Source organism: Pseudomonas sp. FP2196, assembly GCF_030687715.1.
In the GTDB taxonomy this organism is placed as follows: domain Bacteria; phylum Pseudomonadota; class Gammaproteobacteria; order Pseudomonadales; family Pseudomonadaceae; genus Aquipseudomonas.
The window spans coordinates 2500371-2514566 of sequence record NZ_CP117445.1; the positions used below are offsets into that span (position 1 = coordinate 2500371).

Below are 14196 nucleotides of genomic sequence, written 5' to 3' on the forward strand. Positions count from 1 at the left end.
GCGTCTTGGCAAGGGCTTGAAAAGGATCATCGATGAGAAATGACACTCGGCTGTCACGCATGCTTCATGTATTGATTCACATGGATCGCCACGAAAAACGTGCAACCTCGGAAACCATCGCCGGCATGCTGGGCACCAATCCGGTGGTGGTGCGGCGCACCATGGGCTTGCTCAAGGAGCAGGGATTCGTGACGTCGGAGAAGGGGCATCAGGGTGGTTGGGCGCTGGCCAAACCTTTGGGGCAGATCTCGCTGTTGGACATTCATCAGGCGCTGGGCACGCAGTCGATTTTTGCCATCGGCTTGTCGACGGATCATCCGGAGTGTCTGGTCGAGCAAGCGGTCAATGCCGCGCTGACGCGCACCTTCGATGAAGCGCAGGCGCTGTTGCTGTCGAGGCTGGGCGGCATCACCCTGGCGGATTTGGCGGCAGATTTCGATGCGCGCTTCACGTCAATCCGCGAGGGTGAGACAAGTTAAGAGTGTGCAGCGGTTCGGCGAAGTTTCCACGAGCGAATCAACCGCCCGTAGACCAGCAGGTTGACCGCCAGTACCACACTGCCCAGCGCCAATTGAATCTGCGGGGTCAGCCCGGCGGGGTAGATGATCGGCCAGATGTAATGCTCGATGAAACCGCCGGCGTATTCGGTTTGCCCGGCGGCGTGGCGCATCAGGTTTTCCCAGTAGGTCAGCGGGCACGTAAGGTGCAACATCTCGACCGCAAAGCCCCACGCGGCGGCCGGCAAATGCAGCCACATCAGTCGCGGCCACTTGAGCACCAGTAGCCCGCCGAACAGCACGAACAGAATGAACAGCAAATGAAACAGCACCAGCCCGTCGGCTGCGATTCGGTACAGCATGTCGTTTCCCTGACGCGATTGTGAATGGCGCTATGTTACGCGCAGGGCTTGGGCAATTGCGCAAGCTTGTTCAAGCTTTCTATCGGCATTTCGCTGGTGGCGACTGGATTGGTGATAAACACGCGCAATACGCTACTCAGCATGTTATCGAGCATGGCGTTTTTTCTGCGTTGGTGGTTTTAAGTGGGTCGATGAAACTGTTCTACGCTTTAAGGATGATGATTTCTTCCAAAAGCGAGGTGGGCATGGCAATCGAGCAGACACGTCCGGATGATGACGATGAGCCAACGGAAGCGGAGATAGAGGAGCAAAAAAGACGACAGGAACAGACCTGGAAACATGACGACAGCAGAGAGTTGTCGGATCGGGATCAGGAGCGTCCGCTGAAACCCTGAATGACCCATACAGAAAGCCCCGTATCAAACGGGGCTTTTTGCATTTTAAAGGTCTTCCAACTGTGTGAAGTCCGGATGTGTTGCCCGATATCCCAAGGTTCTGTCGATCCACGCGTTGAGTTCGTTGACCATCACCGGCGCGTGACCGGGATATCCCTCGAGGGTGGTGCGCAGGATACGTTCGATGTCAGGGACTGAGTTCAGGTTTCGGGTCTTGATGTAATGGCCGATAAAACAGTCGAGTTGAAAGCGTTCTGTCGTGGACAGATAGACACACTCCAGGCCTTTGGCCTGTTTGATTGCAAAATCGTCGCGCAACTTAGTTCTCTGCAAGGCTTAAAAAGAGTTGTAGGGAATTTCCTTGTTTGTTGACTCTCTGGTCAACTGGTATACCAAATGGAAATGCGGCGCGCATGCTATCCGTAGCGCATCTAAATGTATGTATGACGGTTGAAATGTCAGACAGGCGGTTAATTCACTCAAACGACTGTTTAGCGGGTTGCTGTTTCTTTGTTGAAACAGTCGTTGTAACGAAACGGAATCACTCTCGATGAGTGCCTTTTGATAACGCGCCACGGCAAAAAATCTTTAGGCCACTTCATCAATCAAGCCTGCGCCTTGATTGCGTGAATTGCCCACGGCTCTGTCTACCTTGTGCCATTCGAACACCTCGGTTTTTTCACCTTCGAACAACAGCATTTGTTCCGCCCGCTCCAGGGGGGTGGCCGCGTCGAGCCATTCGCGTGCCAGTTCTGCGCAAAACACCACCGGGCGGCGGTCGTGGATGTCGAGCATGCCGCCCCCGCTGTCGGCGGTGATGATCACGAAGCCATCGTCATCCCGCGCTTGCGTATCGGGTGTCGGAAATTGACCGAGGCCGGCGCAGAAAACCGGCCCGAGATCGGCCCGACGAATCAGCCAGGGTTGTCGGGTGTGATCTTCTGCATCCACCCACTCAAACCAGTTGTCGACAGGCACGATCAAGCGATGACGCCAGATCGACCGGAAGAACGGCCCGTGGGCAACTTTTTCGACCCGTGCATTAATCGGCGGTGCTCGGTCCTTGGCCCAATGCGGGCGCCAGCCCCAGCGCAGATTTTGCGCATGAAGCTGGTGATTGTGTTGCTGAAAGATGGCCAGCGACGTGGTCGGCGCACCGTTGTAGTGTGCCAGTGGCGCGTCGCCGACATGGTTGATCAACGCATCGGGAATGCTCAGCACCGCGACGAAGTCGTGAATGCCACGGTATTGCGAGAGTCTTCCGCACATGGGCTGAGTCTCCTGTAGGAAATATCAGCTTAGTTGGCTCTCGGTATTTGCAGTAATGAGCTTATGCGTTAATCGAATTTAAATTCGTTAGTTAAGAGCGTTATGGTCTATGCATCCTCCATTTGCAGGACTTGCCATGAAGCTTTCCCGTTTCCTCCGCAATGCGCTGAGCGTTGCATTGCTCGCATCACCTTTCTCCTACGCTGCCGAGCCTGTGGTCCTGCATGTCGGCGACCAGAATTACTACAACATCCGCGCCTCGGTGGAAGCATCGGGCGTGTTGAAAGACGCGCCGTATACGGTGGACTGGAAGCATTTCCAGGCAGCCGCACCGTTGGCTGAGGCCTTGCAGACAGGCTCTCTCGATCTGGGATTTCTCGGTGATTCAGGTTTTCTGTTTCTCGCTGCGAAACAGGCGCCAGTGAAACTGATTGGCGTGTCACGGCAGAACCCGGACACCATCGCGTTGCTGGTGCCAAAGGATTCGCCGGTAAAAACCATCGCTGACCTGAAGGACAAGAAAGTCGCTTACTGGCCCGGCGCATGGAGCCAGCAACTGACCTTGCGCGCACTGGAGCAGAGTGGTCTGCCAGAGAACTATGTCGACTTCGTCAAGCTGATGCCGATTGATGCGGCTGCTGCTTTGCCCCAAGGCAGCATCGACGCCTTCCCGGTGTGGGAACCCTACATTTCCCAGCAGATCCTGTTCTCCGGCGCTCGTCCGATTCTGACCGCGAAGAATCTGATGCCGGGCCTTAGTGCGATTGCAGCGTCAACACCGTCTGTCGATAGTAAACGTGAGGCGATTGCCGATTTTCTCGGGCGTTTAAAGCAGGCGCGCGCGTGGGTCGATAGCCATACCGACGAGTACGCTGACTTGTGGGCGAAGAAGGCCAATCTTGATCAGGAGGTTTCGCGGCACTGGCTGCGCCAGGCGCACATGACGGTCGGGCCGGTCGATCAAAAAGCCGTGACTGACCTGCAAAGCACTGCGGACTTCTTGTTTAAAGTTAAAGCGTTGCCGGCACCGCTGGCCACGTCGGGGATTATCGACACCTCGTTTGAGCAAGCGCTGACTCGCTGAACGAGCGCCGGAACCAAACCCTGTGTACCTTATCCAACCTCAGCTCGAAGAACCGAGTGCAGGGATGGATAAGGGCGAGGGAGCTTTGCCGATCGACAATATGACCGCAGTGGTCGGGCTCAAGGCAAAACATGACATCCGGATTCAAGCTTCTTTGTGCAGCGGCCATCGTTTTCGGACTGGCAGGCTGTATTGCCGCGCCCATCCAAATGACTGCGAAAACCGAAACACGGCTGAAGGATCAAGCGCCGGTTCGTTTTCTGCTGACGTTCGATGACGGCCCCAGCGCTTCAAGTTTCTGGAACCCATCGGCCACGGTGCTCGACAGCCTCAAGGACAATTCGCTGCAACCGGACATCAAAGCCGTGTTTTTCGTCCAGACTCGTGCGCCTCGGGCCGGTCATAGCGAGATCGGCCGTAGGATCATGCACCGTGAGCACAATGAGGGGCATATTCTCGCGTTTCATACCGCCACTCACTGGCACACCAACCATCGCTCGCTCGACCCGCAGCAACTCGAAGAGTCGCTGAGCAACGGCACAGCGGACATCGCGGCCATTACCGGAGCGCCGCCCAAATTGTTGCGCCCGCCATTCTGGAACTACGACAAACGTACTTTCGCCGCCTATCAGCAACACGGGCTGCACGTGTTGTTGACCGATTTGAGTGCCAATGACGGCAAGATCTGGGGTTTCAATGCCAGCCCGCGTCGACGGGCGAACATGCTTCGGCAGTTATCGGAAGTCCGCGAGCGCATTGCCCAAGGTGAAATTCCAACCGTGGACGGGGTGATTCCGGTGGTAGTGACCTTTCATGACCTCAACCGCTATACCGCGCGGCATACGCGCGAATACCTGCAAATCCTGCTTGATAGCGCTGCGGCTACCGGCGTGAGGCTGGCGGACAAGCCGTTCTATGATGACCGCGCTGCATTGGAGAAGGCTGCACTGGCGCGTACTGTTCAGCAAAGCTCTGAGTCGGTGCAGTTGCCGGGGCTCTGGAACTGGATCTGGGGCCATGACGCCCACTGAGAGACAGATGGAATATGTGATCAAGTTGGCGTTTTTCGGGCGAGCGGGGCGGTAAACGCTCATCTATGCTCATCGGATAGATCCCTCGCCTGTGAGGCGTTCGCTCATGCTCGCCATTGCCGACATTTGCCGCATTGTCGAATCCGGCTTCCCTGCGCTGAAGTGCGACTGCACGCAAGTAGAGCAGGGGTTATTGCGGATCAAGGTTTATGAGCCGGACAGCGGGCGCGTCGAGTTATTGCTCAATGGCGTTTCCCCGGAACATCTCGTCACGATCCGTGATATTTCCAATTTCATCGGTGAATTACGCACGGAAATAAGCGCGGGCCGCAGGGCTTTCGCCGGCTGAACATCATAAACGTCGTTGAAAAGCCTGGATGATGCGCAAGGTCGCATCACTGGTTTGCAGATTGTGCACGGCATTCAGCGGGTGCCAGATGCAATCGATGATCTCGTTCTGCGGGCGTAGCTGATTAATATTCAGCACTGAGGCTTCATAGACATGATGCCGCGTACTGCCGCTTTGTAGTTCCATCAGGTAAAGCACGTCGTCGGCGTTCAGCCCTGTTTCTTCCTGCAATTCGCGCACGGCAGCATTCGCTCGGGTTTCCCCTGGCTCGACTTTGCCTCCGGGTAAAGTCCAGCGGCAGTGTGGTTTACGCACCAAGAGAATGTGACGGTCCTGTTCGCAAATGACGGTTGCTCGTACTTTCATCTGTTACCTGTGTACTGTCTGTCACAAAATAGTAATAAAACTGCAATATTCGAGCCGGGCCATTCTTTAAAGGTTCCTGCTGGAAGCGATAATTAAAAAGCCCCGGTTTGTGCCGGGGCTCGTGTTTGGTGGGACGAGTCCGTATCAGTGGACTTTGATTCGGCTGATGGTGCGCGCCTTCACTTCTCTGGCGTACAACTGCAGTCGCTCTTCATCGCTTTGCAGAACCTCGCAGGATCTCAGGACTGTCTGGGCGTCCGCTTCGTTACCGGACTTGCGCAACTGTTCGGCGATGCGTTTAAGGTCGACTGCCGACCAGCGCAGATCCGATGCGACACTCTGCAGGTCGCGCTGAAGTTCGTGTTCGTATTCGTTGAGCCGCATGATCACCTCCGGAACATTCTCGGTAAAAAAGAGTAGCCGCATTTTTCACCCGTCGCGCGTAGCTCGTCTGTCATTGGCCTGATCGATGTAAAAAATTGTCCTATGTTCATTGAGGGCGCGGTGCCACGATGGATGTGTACTACGGTTAGGCGTTACATTCGCTTTTTTTGATTAAGGGAACACCATGCGAATATGGATCGGGAGTCTGGCGTTGGCCATGTTGGCGGGATGCTCGCTGCCGACATCGTTGGTGCCGGGTGAGCCCAATGTGAGCAAAACCAGTGACAAGACGCCAAGGGACTATGCCGCTTGTGTATTACCGTTATGGCAACAGGATGTCGCCAAGACCTCGCAGACTTCGATTTCCAACGGCTATCGTATTACTGCGCCAAGCATCATCACGGCTGACGAGATTCTCGATATCGTGAAGTACAAGGACGGTAGCCGCGTGTCGTTGTACCAAGGGCCGCCATGGGCAAAATCCGGGTCGTTGCGCAAATCGGTGCGCGATTGCCTGTAACGCCATTTATGAACGCAAAAAAGCAGAAACCGCATCAACGGTTTCTGCTTTTTTTTGGCTTTTCAGGGGCGGTCAGTCTGAAATGTCGGTCAGTGGGATGGTACCGACGTTGCCCTTTTTCTCGCGGCGATCCTGAATCCAGTCGTCCACTTGCTGGCCGAACTCCGCTGGCGCCTTGCGTCCGACTTTTCTCGCAATGTCGAGAATGGTTTGCTGCGAAAGCGCTTCTTCCATGCGGTTTTGCGCGGTCATCATGGCCGCGTGGATCGAGCAGGTGCCTTCAATCGCCCATTCCGGGGGACTGCCTTCAAACAGCGCGCAACGCCCGCGAATGTCCCGGCATTCGAAAATATTCTTGCGACCATCGATGGCTTTGACGATATCGAGCAGGGTGATTTCGTCGGCCGGCCGCGCCAGGCTGAACCCGCCGCGCACGCCTTCAGACGCCACTACCAGTTTGCCTTTGGCCAGTTTGGTGAAGATCTTCGCCAGATATTCCACTGGCACGCCTTGCAATTCTGCCAGGTCACGCACGCTGGCTTCGCGGCTGTCACCTCCGTTACCCACCAGAAAAGTCAGGCAATGAATGCCGTATTCGACGCCTGCGCTGTAAAGAGACATATGAAAGTCCGACTTGATTTGTCGTAAATGCTAACAGTCCGATGCCGACTCGGCAATCTGGCAGATCAAATGCAGTTGCATCCTTCTGTGTCATTGCTCCAGTAAATCTAAGGTTTCTGGAAGGTTGTCCAGCGCGATTAATATCTAATATTTCGTTTAAATCTATCAGTAAATCTGACTTGTCGGATTTATGTCCGACCAATAGAGTCGGCGCTATTGGTTTGGCAGTGTGTGGCTTTCGGCAAATCGTTCACCTCTCTTTCAGCGGTTTGGCTTTTTCTGGAGAAATACAATGAAGCAGCAGATTCTGGTTATCGGCGCGGGTTTTGGCGGTATGTGGTCGGCGTTGAGTGCGGCGCGTCTGGTGGATCTTCACGGTCGTGATGACGTCGAAGTCAGCGTTCTCGCGCCGCAGGCCGAGTTGCGTGTACGTCCGCGATTCTACGAACCGAATGCTCATCAACTGGCTGCGCCGCTGAGTGAACTGTTCGAAGTGGTCGGCGTTCACTTCATCAAAGGGGCGGCCGAGACCATCGATGTCGCGCAAAAAACCGTCGGCTACACCGATGCCTCTGGCGTGAAGCAAGCGTTCCACTACGACAAACTGGTGTTGGCCACCGGCAGTGGCCTGGCTCAACCCGACACACCTGGTGTCAGTCAGCACGCCTTTAATGTGGACCGGATCGAATCGGCCATTCACCTGGAAACTCATCTGAAAGCCCTGAAAAATCTGCCGGAAAACCAGGCGCGCAATACCGTTGTGGTCGCGGGTGGCGGTTTCACCGGTATTGAAACGGCGACGGAAATGCCGGCGCGTCTGCGCGAGATTCTCGGTGAGCAGGCTGATATCAAGGTTATCGTTGTCGATCGTGGGCAGAAGATCGGTGCTTCGATGGGCGAAGAAATCAGTAAATCCATCGTCGAGGCCAGCGAGGAGCTGGGGGTTGAATGGCGATTGGGCGTTTCGGTGCAATCAATCGACGCTAACGGTGTGACCCTGTCGGACGGTCAGCACATCGACGCGAAAACCGTCATCTGGACCACCGGTGTGCGCGCCAGCTCCCTGACTGAACAAATCCCCGCCGAACGCGATAAGCAAGGGCGCCTGCACGTCGACGCGCACCTGAAAGTCATCGGTCAGGACGACATCTTCGCCACCGGCGATGTGGCCTACGCCGCCACCGACGACATCGGCAACTACGCGCTGATGACCTGTCAGCACGCGATCTCGTTGGGTCGTCATGCTGGCAACAACGTCGCGGCGCAGATTCTCGGTGTCGACCCGACGCCGTACAGCCAGCCGAAATACGTGACCTGCCTGGACCTTGGTGCCTGGGGCGCGGTGTACACCGAAGGCTGGGATCGTCAGGTGAAACTGGTTAAACAGGAAGGCAAGGCGTTGAAAACCCAGATCAACACTCAGTGGATCTATCCGCCTGCGGCTGATCGCGTGAGCGCTCTGGCGGCTGCTGATCCTATGATTCCCGTGGTTGCGTAAAGCCTCTTCGTTTCAAGAAATCCCGCGCCGGTTCAATCCGGGCGGGATTTTTCCTCAGATGCCGCAAGATGCTTCGCTGAGCACGATCCGACCGAACTCGGCATTGGCATCAAGCGGTGTGATTGCGAAGAGTTGGTCGAGACGGATGTCTTGTTGCGCACCTGCCTGTTCGATAACCATGAACTCCTCTTTGTCGCTGGAGGTGCGAGTGGTGATGGCCCGGGCAACCAGCCGCTGACCATCGATCAACTCGATATCCAATTGATAGCCGCGCATGCAGGCGATTTCCAGATAGTCGTGCAAATCGCAGTTCAGTGGCTGATAGCGGGTCATGGCGTTACTCCTCGAAGCCTTGCAGAGTGATGATGAAGTAGCCTTTTTCGTTGATCGCCGCAGCGACCTGCGGATTGGCACCCACGAATCGCTGGAGGCAAAGGAAGTCGATTTGATGTCGTGAATATCGGTCCATCGACACGGTATGACAGAGGTGCCCGGCGCAAACAGGACGGGCGCTTCATTCAATTTCAAAGCGTTTCGACCAACCAATCCCGAAACGCCTTCAACGATGGCAGCGCCTCATTGCGCGGCGGGTACACCAAATAATAGCTGCGCCGACTGGTGATCGCGTCGCCCAGTTGTAGCAACTCACCATTGAGCAATTCATCCTCGACCAGAATACGTGGCACCAGGCCCACACCCATGTTCGCCCGCACCGCCTGAATCAAGTGCGAAGTCATTTCGAAGCTCGGTCCGATGCGCATGTTCCGATGCGGCAACCCGTGATGGCTGAACCATTCCGCCCACGCTTGCGCATTGCTGCTGACATTGAGTAGCAATTGCCCGGCGACGTGCTTTTCGGCGTCATCGCGCTCGGCGGCGGACAATTGCGCACTGGCGATGACAACCAGTTCCTCGGTGTGCAGGGGCAGGGCCGTCAGCCCCGGCCATTCACCCGCGCCGACGCAAATGGCCGCGTCGATCTCGCTGGTATCAAAATCGATGGCTTCGATACGCGAATGCAGGTGTACGGTCATGCCAGGGTGCGCGGTGTAGAAATCCTTGAGTCGCGGCAACAGCCATTTCGACCCGAACGTCGGCAGTGTCGCCAATCGCAGGCTGTGAATCCCCGAACCAAACGCCATGGCTTGCAGGGTCGCGCTGCGGATCTGCCCGAGGGCTTCGGCGAGTTCGCGTTTATACATACGTCCGACATCCGTCAGGACCACGTTGCGTCCCTCCCGGTAGAACAGGCGCATGCCGAGCATCTTCTCCAGAATCTGCACCTGACGGCTGACCGCACTCTGCGTCAGCGATAGTTCATGGGCGGCACGGGTATAGCTCTCGTGACGCGCGGCAGCTTCGAAGGCCAGCAATAACGACATGGAAGGGGTGAGCGTTCGCGGATTCATTCGGAAAAGTCATTGATAGCGGGTCGAATTTACGTTTGTCCCAAGGTCGTTCAGCAATGAATATGGACGCATGAGATGGCGGAGCCTGACGCAATCATTCGTTGCGTACAACTGTTCACCGCCACACGGCCTGATTTTGACCTGAGATACCCTGACCGATGATTGCCCAGCTGTCGCCCGCAAGTGCCCTGACCTCCGATTACCAACGGTTCCTCGAAGCCCTGAAGGCCAGTGGATTTCGCGGTGAAATCAGCGCCGACTACGCCAGTCGCGTGGTGCTGGCCACCGACAACTCGATCTATCAGCGCTTGCCGCAGGCCGCGGTGTTTCCCTTGGACGCCGACGATGTGGCGCGGGTGGCACGACTGATTGCCGAACCGGCCTACCAACAAGTGGTCATCACCCCCCGTGGCGGTGGCACTGGCACTAATGGCCAATCGTTGACTGATGGCATCGTGGTCGACTTGTCACGGCACATGAACCGCATTCTGGAAATCAATGTTGAAGAGCGCTGGGTGCGGGTGCAGGCCGGGGTGGTCAAGGATCAACTCAACGCCGCGCTAAAATCCGCCGGACTGTTTTTCGCTCCTGAATTGTCGACCTCCAACCGCGCCACTGTCGGCGGCATGATCAACACCGACGCCAGCGGCCAGGGCAGTTGCACCTACGGCAAGACTCGCGATCATGTGCTCGAGCTCGACATGATTCTGCGCGGCGGTGAGCGCCTGCACGGTCTGCCGCTTGAAGAAAGCGAGCTGGCTGAACAGTGCGCCCGCGAGGATCGGGTCGGCGAAGTCTATCGCTGTGCGCGACAGATCATTGATGAACAGGGTGAGCTGATCAAAGAGCGCTTTCCCGACCTCAATCGATGCCTGACCGGTTACGACCTGGCGCACTTGCGCGAGGCGGATAACCGTTTCAACCTGAACAGCGTGCTGTGTGGCGCCGAAGGCTCGCTGGGGTTTGTGGTCGAGGCCAGGCTCAACGTACTGGCGATTCCCAAACACACGATGCTGGTGAACATCCGCTACGCCGGCTTCATGGACGCGTTGCGCGATGCCCGCGCGCTGATGGCGCTCAAACCGCTGTCGATCGAAACCGTGGACTCGAAGGTGTTGCTGCTGGCAATGCAGGACATCGTCTGGCACGGGGTGGCCGAGTACTTCCCGGAGAGCGCCGAGCGACCGACCCTGGGGATCAACCTCGTCGAATTTTGCGGTGATGATCCCGAGGACTTGCAGAAAAGGGTCGAAGCCTTCATTGAGCACCTTGCCAGTGACCGCACTGTCGAGCGACTCGGCCACACCCTGGCCGTCGGTCATGCGGCGGTGAACAAGGTCTATGGCATGCGCAAACGTGCGGTCGGCCTGCTCGGCAACGTTGCCGGTGAAGCGCGGCCGCAGCCGTTTGTCGAAGACACCGCTGTGCCGCCGCAGCACCTGGCCGAGTACATCGCTGAACTGCGCGACCTGCTCGACAGCCACGGTTTGCAATACGGCATGTTCGGCCATGTCGATGCCGGCGTGCTGCACGTGCGGCCGATTCTCGACATGAAAGATCCGCAACAAGCGGCGCTGGTGCGCCCGGTGTCCGATGGCGTCGCCGCGCTGACCCAACGTTACGGCGGCCTGCTCTGGGGTGAGCACGGCAAAGGCCTGCGCTCGGAGTACGCGCCGGCGTTTTTCGGCGAACTGTACCCGGCCCTGCAAGCGTTGAAGGCGGCGTTTGACCCGTTCAACCAGTTCAACCCGGGCAAGATCGCCACGCCATCCAACACCGGCGCGGCGTTGTTGAAAATTGACGAGGTGACCCTGCGCGGCGAACTGGATCGGCAGATCGATGAGAAAGTCTGGCAGAGCTACGGCGCCGCCATGCACTGCAATGGCAACGGCGCCTGCTACAACTTCGACCCTGACGACGCCATGTGTCCGTCATGGAAAGCCACCCGCGAACGCGCGCAATCGCCCAAGGGCCGGGCATCGTTGATCCGCGAATGGCTGCGGTTGCAGGGCGAGGCGGGAATCGATGTGTTGTCGGATGCCGTTCGCCGACCGGCATTTTTCTCTTCGTTGTGGCAGCGCTGGCGCAACAGTCGCGCGCAGTCCGCAGACTTCTCCCATGAGGTCTACGACGCCATGGCGGGTTGCCTGGCGTGCAAGTCCTGCGCGGGGCAATGCCCGGTGAAGGTCAACGTGCCGGAGTTTCGTTCGCGGTTTCTTGAGCTGTATCACAGCCGGTATCTGCGCCCGGCGCGGGACTATCTGATCGCCTCGCTGGAATACACCATCCCCTGGATGGCGCGCATCCCGGCGTTGTACAACGGTTTGATGGGCGCCTCGTTGGTTCGCGGCATGCTTGAGCGTGTCGGCGGAATGGTCGATGTGCCGTTGCTCAGTCGCTTTGATTTCCACGCGACGATGCGTCGTTGGCAGGTGCAACCGGCGACGGTGTCAACCCTGTCTGGCCTGACCCGGGCACAGCGCGAACGCAGCGTGGTGCTGGTGCAGGATGCGTTTACCCGCTATTTCGAAACGCCGCTGCTTGCGGATCTGGTCGAGTTGATTTCGCGTCTGGGCTTTCAGGTGTATCTGGCACCGTTCAGTGCCAACGGCAAACCACTGCATGTGCAGGGCTTTCTGTCGGCATTCAACCGTGCGGCGGTGCGCAACGCGCAGCAATTGCGAGCGCTGGCGGATGTCGGCGTGCCGCTGATAGGGCTGGATCCGGCGATGACGCTGGTTTATCGCCAGGAATATCAGAAAGTACCGGGCATGGAGCAATGCCCGGAGGTCGCACTGTTGCAGGAATGGCTGCTCGACGTCATGCCGCAACAGACCAGCCAGAGCAGGGCTGAAACCTTCCGTTTGCTCGCGCACTGCACCGAGAGAACCAATGCCCCGGCTGCCACTCGGCAATGGGAGCAAGTGTTCGAGCGCGTGGGATTGAAACTGGCAACTCAGGCCACCGGTTGCTGCGGGATGTCCGGCACCTATGGCCACGAGGCGCGTAACCGCGATACCTCGGCGGTGATCTACGAACAATCGTGGGCGCGTCAAGTCGATGCCCCGGCAGAGAAGGGCGAGGCATTGGCGACCGGTTATTCGTGCCGCAGCCAGGTCAAGCGCCAGTCGGATCGGGCGCTGCGCCATCCATTGCAGGTGCTGCTGGAGGTTGTGCATCGCTGAGCGGTTCGTCGTCGGGGGCGTTGTCCCAGATCAGCCGCGGGTCAAAGCTCATTGCCGAGAGCATGGTGAACACCACCACCATGCCGAAAAACAGGATGCCCGGGCGTGGCTCGATATCGCCCAGCGCCTGGAATTTCACCAGCGCCGCGACCAAGGCAACCACCAGCACGTCGAGCATCGACCAATAACCGATCAGCTCGACAAAGCGGAATAGGCTGGAGCGCTCCCGGCGTGCCCAGCCGCTGTCGCGCTGCACCGTGATCAGCAGCAGCGACAGGGCGACGAACTTGACGCCCGGCACGGCGATACTGGCGATGAAGATGATCAGGGCGATGTCCCACGCGCCGTGCTGCCAGAACTCGAGCACGCCGCTCATGATCGTGCTGTCGGAGCCATTGCCAAGCATGGTGGTGTTCATCACCGGCAGCAGATTGGCCGGGATATAAAACACCAGCGCAGCGAGTAAATAGGCCCAGGTGCGCGTCAGTGAATTGGTCTTGCGCCGGTGCAAAGGGGCGTCGCAGCGCGGGCATTCGTGCGGCTCATCGGTCATGTCGCAGGCCAGGCCGCAGCTGTGGCACAGGCACAGATTGAGTTCGCTGGCGGTCGCTGGTCGATTCATGTCATATCCCAGAGGTCACGGATATCGCGGCCGGCAATGCGGATCATCATCAGGCTTAGCACGGCCAGCGCGAACAGGCCTATGCCGGGCAACACATCCAGCATCCCGGCAAGTTTGAACACAGCCACCATGGCACCGAGCAAACACACTTCAAGCATGCTCCACGGACGCAACGTTTCCAGCCAGCGCATACAGACCTTGAACCCGGGCGCACGTCGGGACGACAGAGCGAAACTCAGCACCCAAGCCAGCAGGACCAGTTGAAACGCCGGGGCAATAATGATCGAAATGGCGGCGACCATTGCCATGAACGTGATCGGCCCCTGACTCAATGCCAGCACCGAATCCCATAACGTCGCGCTGTTTTTAAGGCCTTTGAGGCTGATGCTCATGATTGGGTAGAAATTGGCGAACACCCACAGCATCGCTGCCGTGAACGTCAATGCCAGACGCTGTTCAACCGTCAGGCTGTTGTAGCGCTGGAGCACGCCACCGCAGCGTTGGCACAGGGTTTTCTGATGTTTGGCGAGCGCGACTTTTTCATACACGCAATCGCAGTGCTCGCAGATGATCAGGTGTTCTGTGTTGACCATGGACAGCGCTC

At 57.6% G+C, this 14196-nt stretch carries 18 protein-coding genes and 1 pseudogene; 9 read left to right on the plus strand and 10 right to left on the minus strand.

Going from position 1 to position 14196, the window contains the following annotated elements:
* The first annotated feature begins 32 nt into the window (after positions 1-32).
* Positions 33-479 carry an Rrf2 family transcriptional regulator gene (locus tag PSH79_RS11320; RefSeq protein ID WP_305442853.1) on the plus strand — a complete coding sequence of 149 codons (447 nt, stop codon included), beginning with the start codon at positions 33-35 and terminating at the stop codon, positions 477-479.
* Here PSH79_RS11320 and PSH79_RS11325 read toward each other — a convergent pair.
* Complete coding sequence (locus tag PSH79_RS11325; protein WP_305442855.1) at positions 476-859, minus strand: DUF2784 domain-containing protein; 384 nt, start codon at positions 857-859, stop codon at positions 476-478. The two genes, PSH79_RS11320 and PSH79_RS11325, sit on opposite strands and share 4 nt — an antisense overlap.
* Positions 860-949: 90 nt before the next feature.
* Here PSH79_RS11325 and PSH79_RS11330 point away from each other — a divergent pair.
* A pseudogene (locus PSH79_RS11330) lies at positions 950-1042 on the plus strand (AzlD domain-containing protein); the annotation flags it as partial.
* Between the two features lie 257 nt (positions 1043-1299).
* Here the strand turns inward: PSH79_RS11330 and PSH79_RS11335 are convergent.
* Together PSH79_RS11335 and PSH79_RS11340 are read right to left on the minus strand one after the other, a co-directional pair.
* Positions 1300-1572 (minus strand): hypothetical protein, encoded by a 273-nt coding sequence (locus PSH79_RS11335; protein WP_305442857.1) that lies wholly within the window; start codon positions 1570-1572, stop codon positions 1300-1302.
* Between the two features lie 270 nt (positions 1573-1842).
* Complete coding sequence (locus PSH79_RS11340; protein ID WP_305442859.1) at positions 1843-2523, minus strand: SOS response-associated peptidase; 681 nt, start codon at positions 2521-2523, stop codon at positions 1843-1845.
* Positions 2524-2659: 136 nt separating this feature from the next.
* Here PSH79_RS11340 and PSH79_RS11345 point away from each other — a divergent pair, with 136 nt between their 5' ends.
* The 3 genes from PSH79_RS11345 (at position 2660) to PSH79_RS11355 (ending at position 4987) form a co-directional block, all read left to right on the plus strand.
* Positions 2660-3607, plus strand: a complete 948-nt coding sequence (locus PSH79_RS11345; protein ID WP_305442860.1) for an ABC transporter substrate-binding protein — start codon at positions 2660-2662, stop codon at positions 3605-3607.
* Between the two features lie 131 nt (positions 3608-3738).
* Positions 3739-4638: a polysaccharide deacetylase family protein gene (locus tag PSH79_RS11350; RefSeq protein ID WP_305442862.1), complete on the plus strand. Its 900-nt coding sequence runs from the start codon at positions 3739-3741 to the stop codon at positions 4636-4638.
* A 106-nt stretch (positions 4639-4744) separates the two neighbouring features.
* On the plus strand, positions 4745-4987 hold the full coding sequence (locus PSH79_RS11355; RefSeq protein ID WP_305442864.1) for a DUF1652 domain-containing protein: 243 nt from the start codon (positions 4745-4747) through the stop codon (positions 4985-4987).
* 3 nt (positions 4988-4990) lie between these two features.
* Here the strand turns inward: PSH79_RS11355 and PSH79_RS11360 are convergent, their stop codons facing one another.
* Entirely contained in the window at positions 4991-5353 is a 363-nt protein-coding gene (locus PSH79_RS11360) for an NUDIX hydrolase (RefSeq protein WP_305442866.1), read from the minus strand.
* 144 nt (positions 5354-5497) lie between these two features.
* Positions 5498-5737, minus strand: a complete 240-nt coding sequence (locus tag PSH79_RS11365; protein ID WP_305442868.1) for a hypothetical protein — start codon at positions 5735-5737, stop codon at positions 5498-5500.
* Between the two features lie 184 nt (positions 5738-5921).
* Between PSH79_RS11365 and PSH79_RS11370 the strand changes: the two genes are divergently transcribed.
* Entirely contained in the window at positions 5922-6257 is a 336-nt protein-coding gene (locus PSH79_RS11370; RefSeq protein WP_187680696.1) for a hypothetical protein, read from the plus strand.
* Positions 6258-6329: 72 nt separating this feature from the next.
* Here the strand turns inward: PSH79_RS11370 and PSH79_RS11375 are convergent, their stop codons facing one another.
* A complete protein-coding gene (locus PSH79_RS11375; RefSeq protein ID WP_305442871.1) occupies positions 6330-6878 on the minus strand; it encodes an Rrf2 family transcriptional regulator in 549 nt (182 codons plus the stop codon).
* 292 nt (positions 6879-7170) lie between these two features.
* On the opposite strand from PSH79_RS11375, the gene PSH79_RS11380 reads away from it, so the two are divergent.
* Positions 7171-8376: an NAD(P)/FAD-dependent oxidoreductase gene (locus PSH79_RS11380; RefSeq protein WP_305442873.1), complete on the plus strand. Its 1206-nt coding sequence runs from the start codon at positions 7171-7173 to the stop codon at positions 8374-8376.
* 54 nt (positions 8377-8430) lie between these two features.
* Here PSH79_RS11380 and PSH79_RS11385 read toward each other — a convergent pair whose 3' ends face one another.
* A complete protein-coding gene (locus tag PSH79_RS11385) occupies positions 8431-8709 on the minus strand; it encodes a Rho-binding antiterminator (RefSeq protein ID WP_305442875.1) in 279 nt (92 codons plus the stop codon).
* Between PSH79_RS11385 and PSH79_RS11390 the strand changes: the two genes are divergently transcribed.
* On the plus strand, positions 8708-8833 hold the full coding sequence (locus PSH79_RS11390) for a hypothetical protein (RefSeq protein WP_305442877.1): 126 nt from the start codon (positions 8708-8710) through the stop codon (positions 8831-8833). The two genes, PSH79_RS11385 and PSH79_RS11390, sit on opposite strands and share 2 nt — an antisense overlap.
* A gap of 67 nt (positions 8834-8900) precedes the next feature.
* Here the strand turns inward: PSH79_RS11390 and PSH79_RS11395 are convergent, their stop codons facing one another.
* Positions 8901-9785 carry a LysR substrate-binding domain-containing protein gene (locus PSH79_RS11395; RefSeq protein ID WP_305442879.1) on the minus strand — a complete coding sequence of 295 codons (885 nt, stop codon included), beginning with the start codon at positions 9783-9785 and terminating at the stop codon, positions 8901-8903.
* Between the two features lie 158 nt (positions 9786-9943).
* Here PSH79_RS11395 and PSH79_RS11400 point away from each other — a divergent pair, with 158 nt between their 5' ends.
* On the plus strand, positions 9944-12970 hold the full coding sequence (locus tag PSH79_RS11400; RefSeq protein ID WP_305442880.1) for an FAD-binding and (Fe-S)-binding domain-containing protein: 3027 nt from the start codon (positions 9944-9946) through the stop codon (positions 12968-12970).
* Here PSH79_RS11400 and PSH79_RS11405 read toward each other — a convergent pair.
* Together PSH79_RS11405 and PSH79_RS11410 are read right to left on the minus strand one after the other, a co-directional pair.
* Positions 12903-13592, minus strand: coding sequence for a paraquat-inducible protein A (locus tag PSH79_RS11405; protein WP_305442881.1), 690 nt, complete (start codon positions 13590-13592; stop codon positions 12903-12905). The two genes, PSH79_RS11400 and PSH79_RS11405, sit on opposite strands and share 68 nt — an antisense overlap.
* Positions 13589-14185 carry a paraquat-inducible protein A gene (locus PSH79_RS11410; protein ID WP_305442882.1) on the minus strand — a complete coding sequence of 199 codons (597 nt, stop codon included), beginning with the start codon at positions 14183-14185 and terminating at the stop codon, positions 13589-13591. Before PSH79_RS11410 ends, PSH79_RS11405 begins: the two co-directional genes overlap by 4 nt.
* Between the last annotated feature and the right edge of the window lie 11 nt (positions 14186-14196).

Coding starts and splice junctions, on each gene's coding strand:
- PSH79_RS11320 (WP_305442853.1), top strand. CDS start 33: ATGAGAAATGACACTCGGCTGTCACGCATGCTTCATGTATTGATTCAC.
- PSH79_RS11325 (WP_305442855.1), bottom strand. CDS start 859: ATGCTGTACCGAATCGCAGCCGACGGGCTGGTGCTGTTTCATTTGCTG.
- PSH79_RS11340 (WP_305442859.1), bottom strand. CDS start 2,523: ATGTGCGGAAGACTCTCGCAATACCGTGGCATTCACGACTTCGTCGCG.
- PSH79_RS11345 (WP_305442860.1), top strand. CDS start 2,660: ATGAAGCTTTCCCGTTTCCTCCGCAATGCGCTGAGCGTTGCATTGCTC.
- PSH79_RS11350 (WP_305442862.1), top strand. CDS start 3,739: ATGACATCCGGATTCAAGCTTCTTTGTGCAGCGGCCATCGTTTTCGGA.
- PSH79_RS11355 (WP_305442864.1), top strand. CDS start 4,745: ATGCTCGCCATTGCCGACATTTGCCGCATTGTCGAATCCGGCTTCCCT.
- PSH79_RS11360 (WP_305442866.1), bottom strand. CDS start 5,353: ATGAAAGTACGAGCAACCGTCATTTGCGAACAGGACCGTCACATTCTC.
- PSH79_RS11365 (WP_305442868.1), bottom strand. CDS start 5,737: ATGCGGCTCAACGAATACGAACACGAACTTCAGCGCGACCTGCAGAGT.
- PSH79_RS11370 (WP_187680696.1), top strand. CDS start 5,922: ATGCGAATATGGATCGGGAGTCTGGCGTTGGCCATGTTGGCGGGATGC.
- PSH79_RS11375 (WP_305442871.1), bottom strand. CDS start 6,878: ATGTCTCTTTACAGCGCAGGCGTCGAATACGGCATTCATTGCCTGACT.
- PSH79_RS11380 (WP_305442873.1), top strand. CDS start 7,171: ATGAAGCAGCAGATTCTGGTTATCGGCGCGGGTTTTGGCGGTATGTGG.
- PSH79_RS11390 (WP_305442877.1), top strand. CDS start 8,708: ATGGCGTTACTCCTCGAAGCCTTGCAGAGTGATGATGAAGTAGCCTTT.
- PSH79_RS11385 (WP_305442875.1), bottom strand. CDS start 8,709: ATGACCCGCTATCAGCCACTGAACTGCGATTTGCACGACTATCTGGAA.
- PSH79_RS11395 (WP_305442879.1), bottom strand. CDS start 9,785: ATGAATCCGCGAACGCTCACCCCTTCCATGTCGTTATTGCTGGCCTTC.
- PSH79_RS11400 (WP_305442880.1), top strand. CDS start 9,944: ATGATTGCCCAGCTGTCGCCCGCAAGTGCCCTGACCTCCGATTACCAA.
- PSH79_RS11405 (WP_305442881.1), bottom strand. CDS start 13,592: ATGAATCGACCAGCGACCGCCAGCGAACTCAATCTGTGCCTGTGCCAC.
- PSH79_RS11410 (WP_305442882.1), bottom strand. CDS start 14,185: ATGGTCAACACAGAACACCTGATCATCTGCGAGCACTGCGATTGCGTG.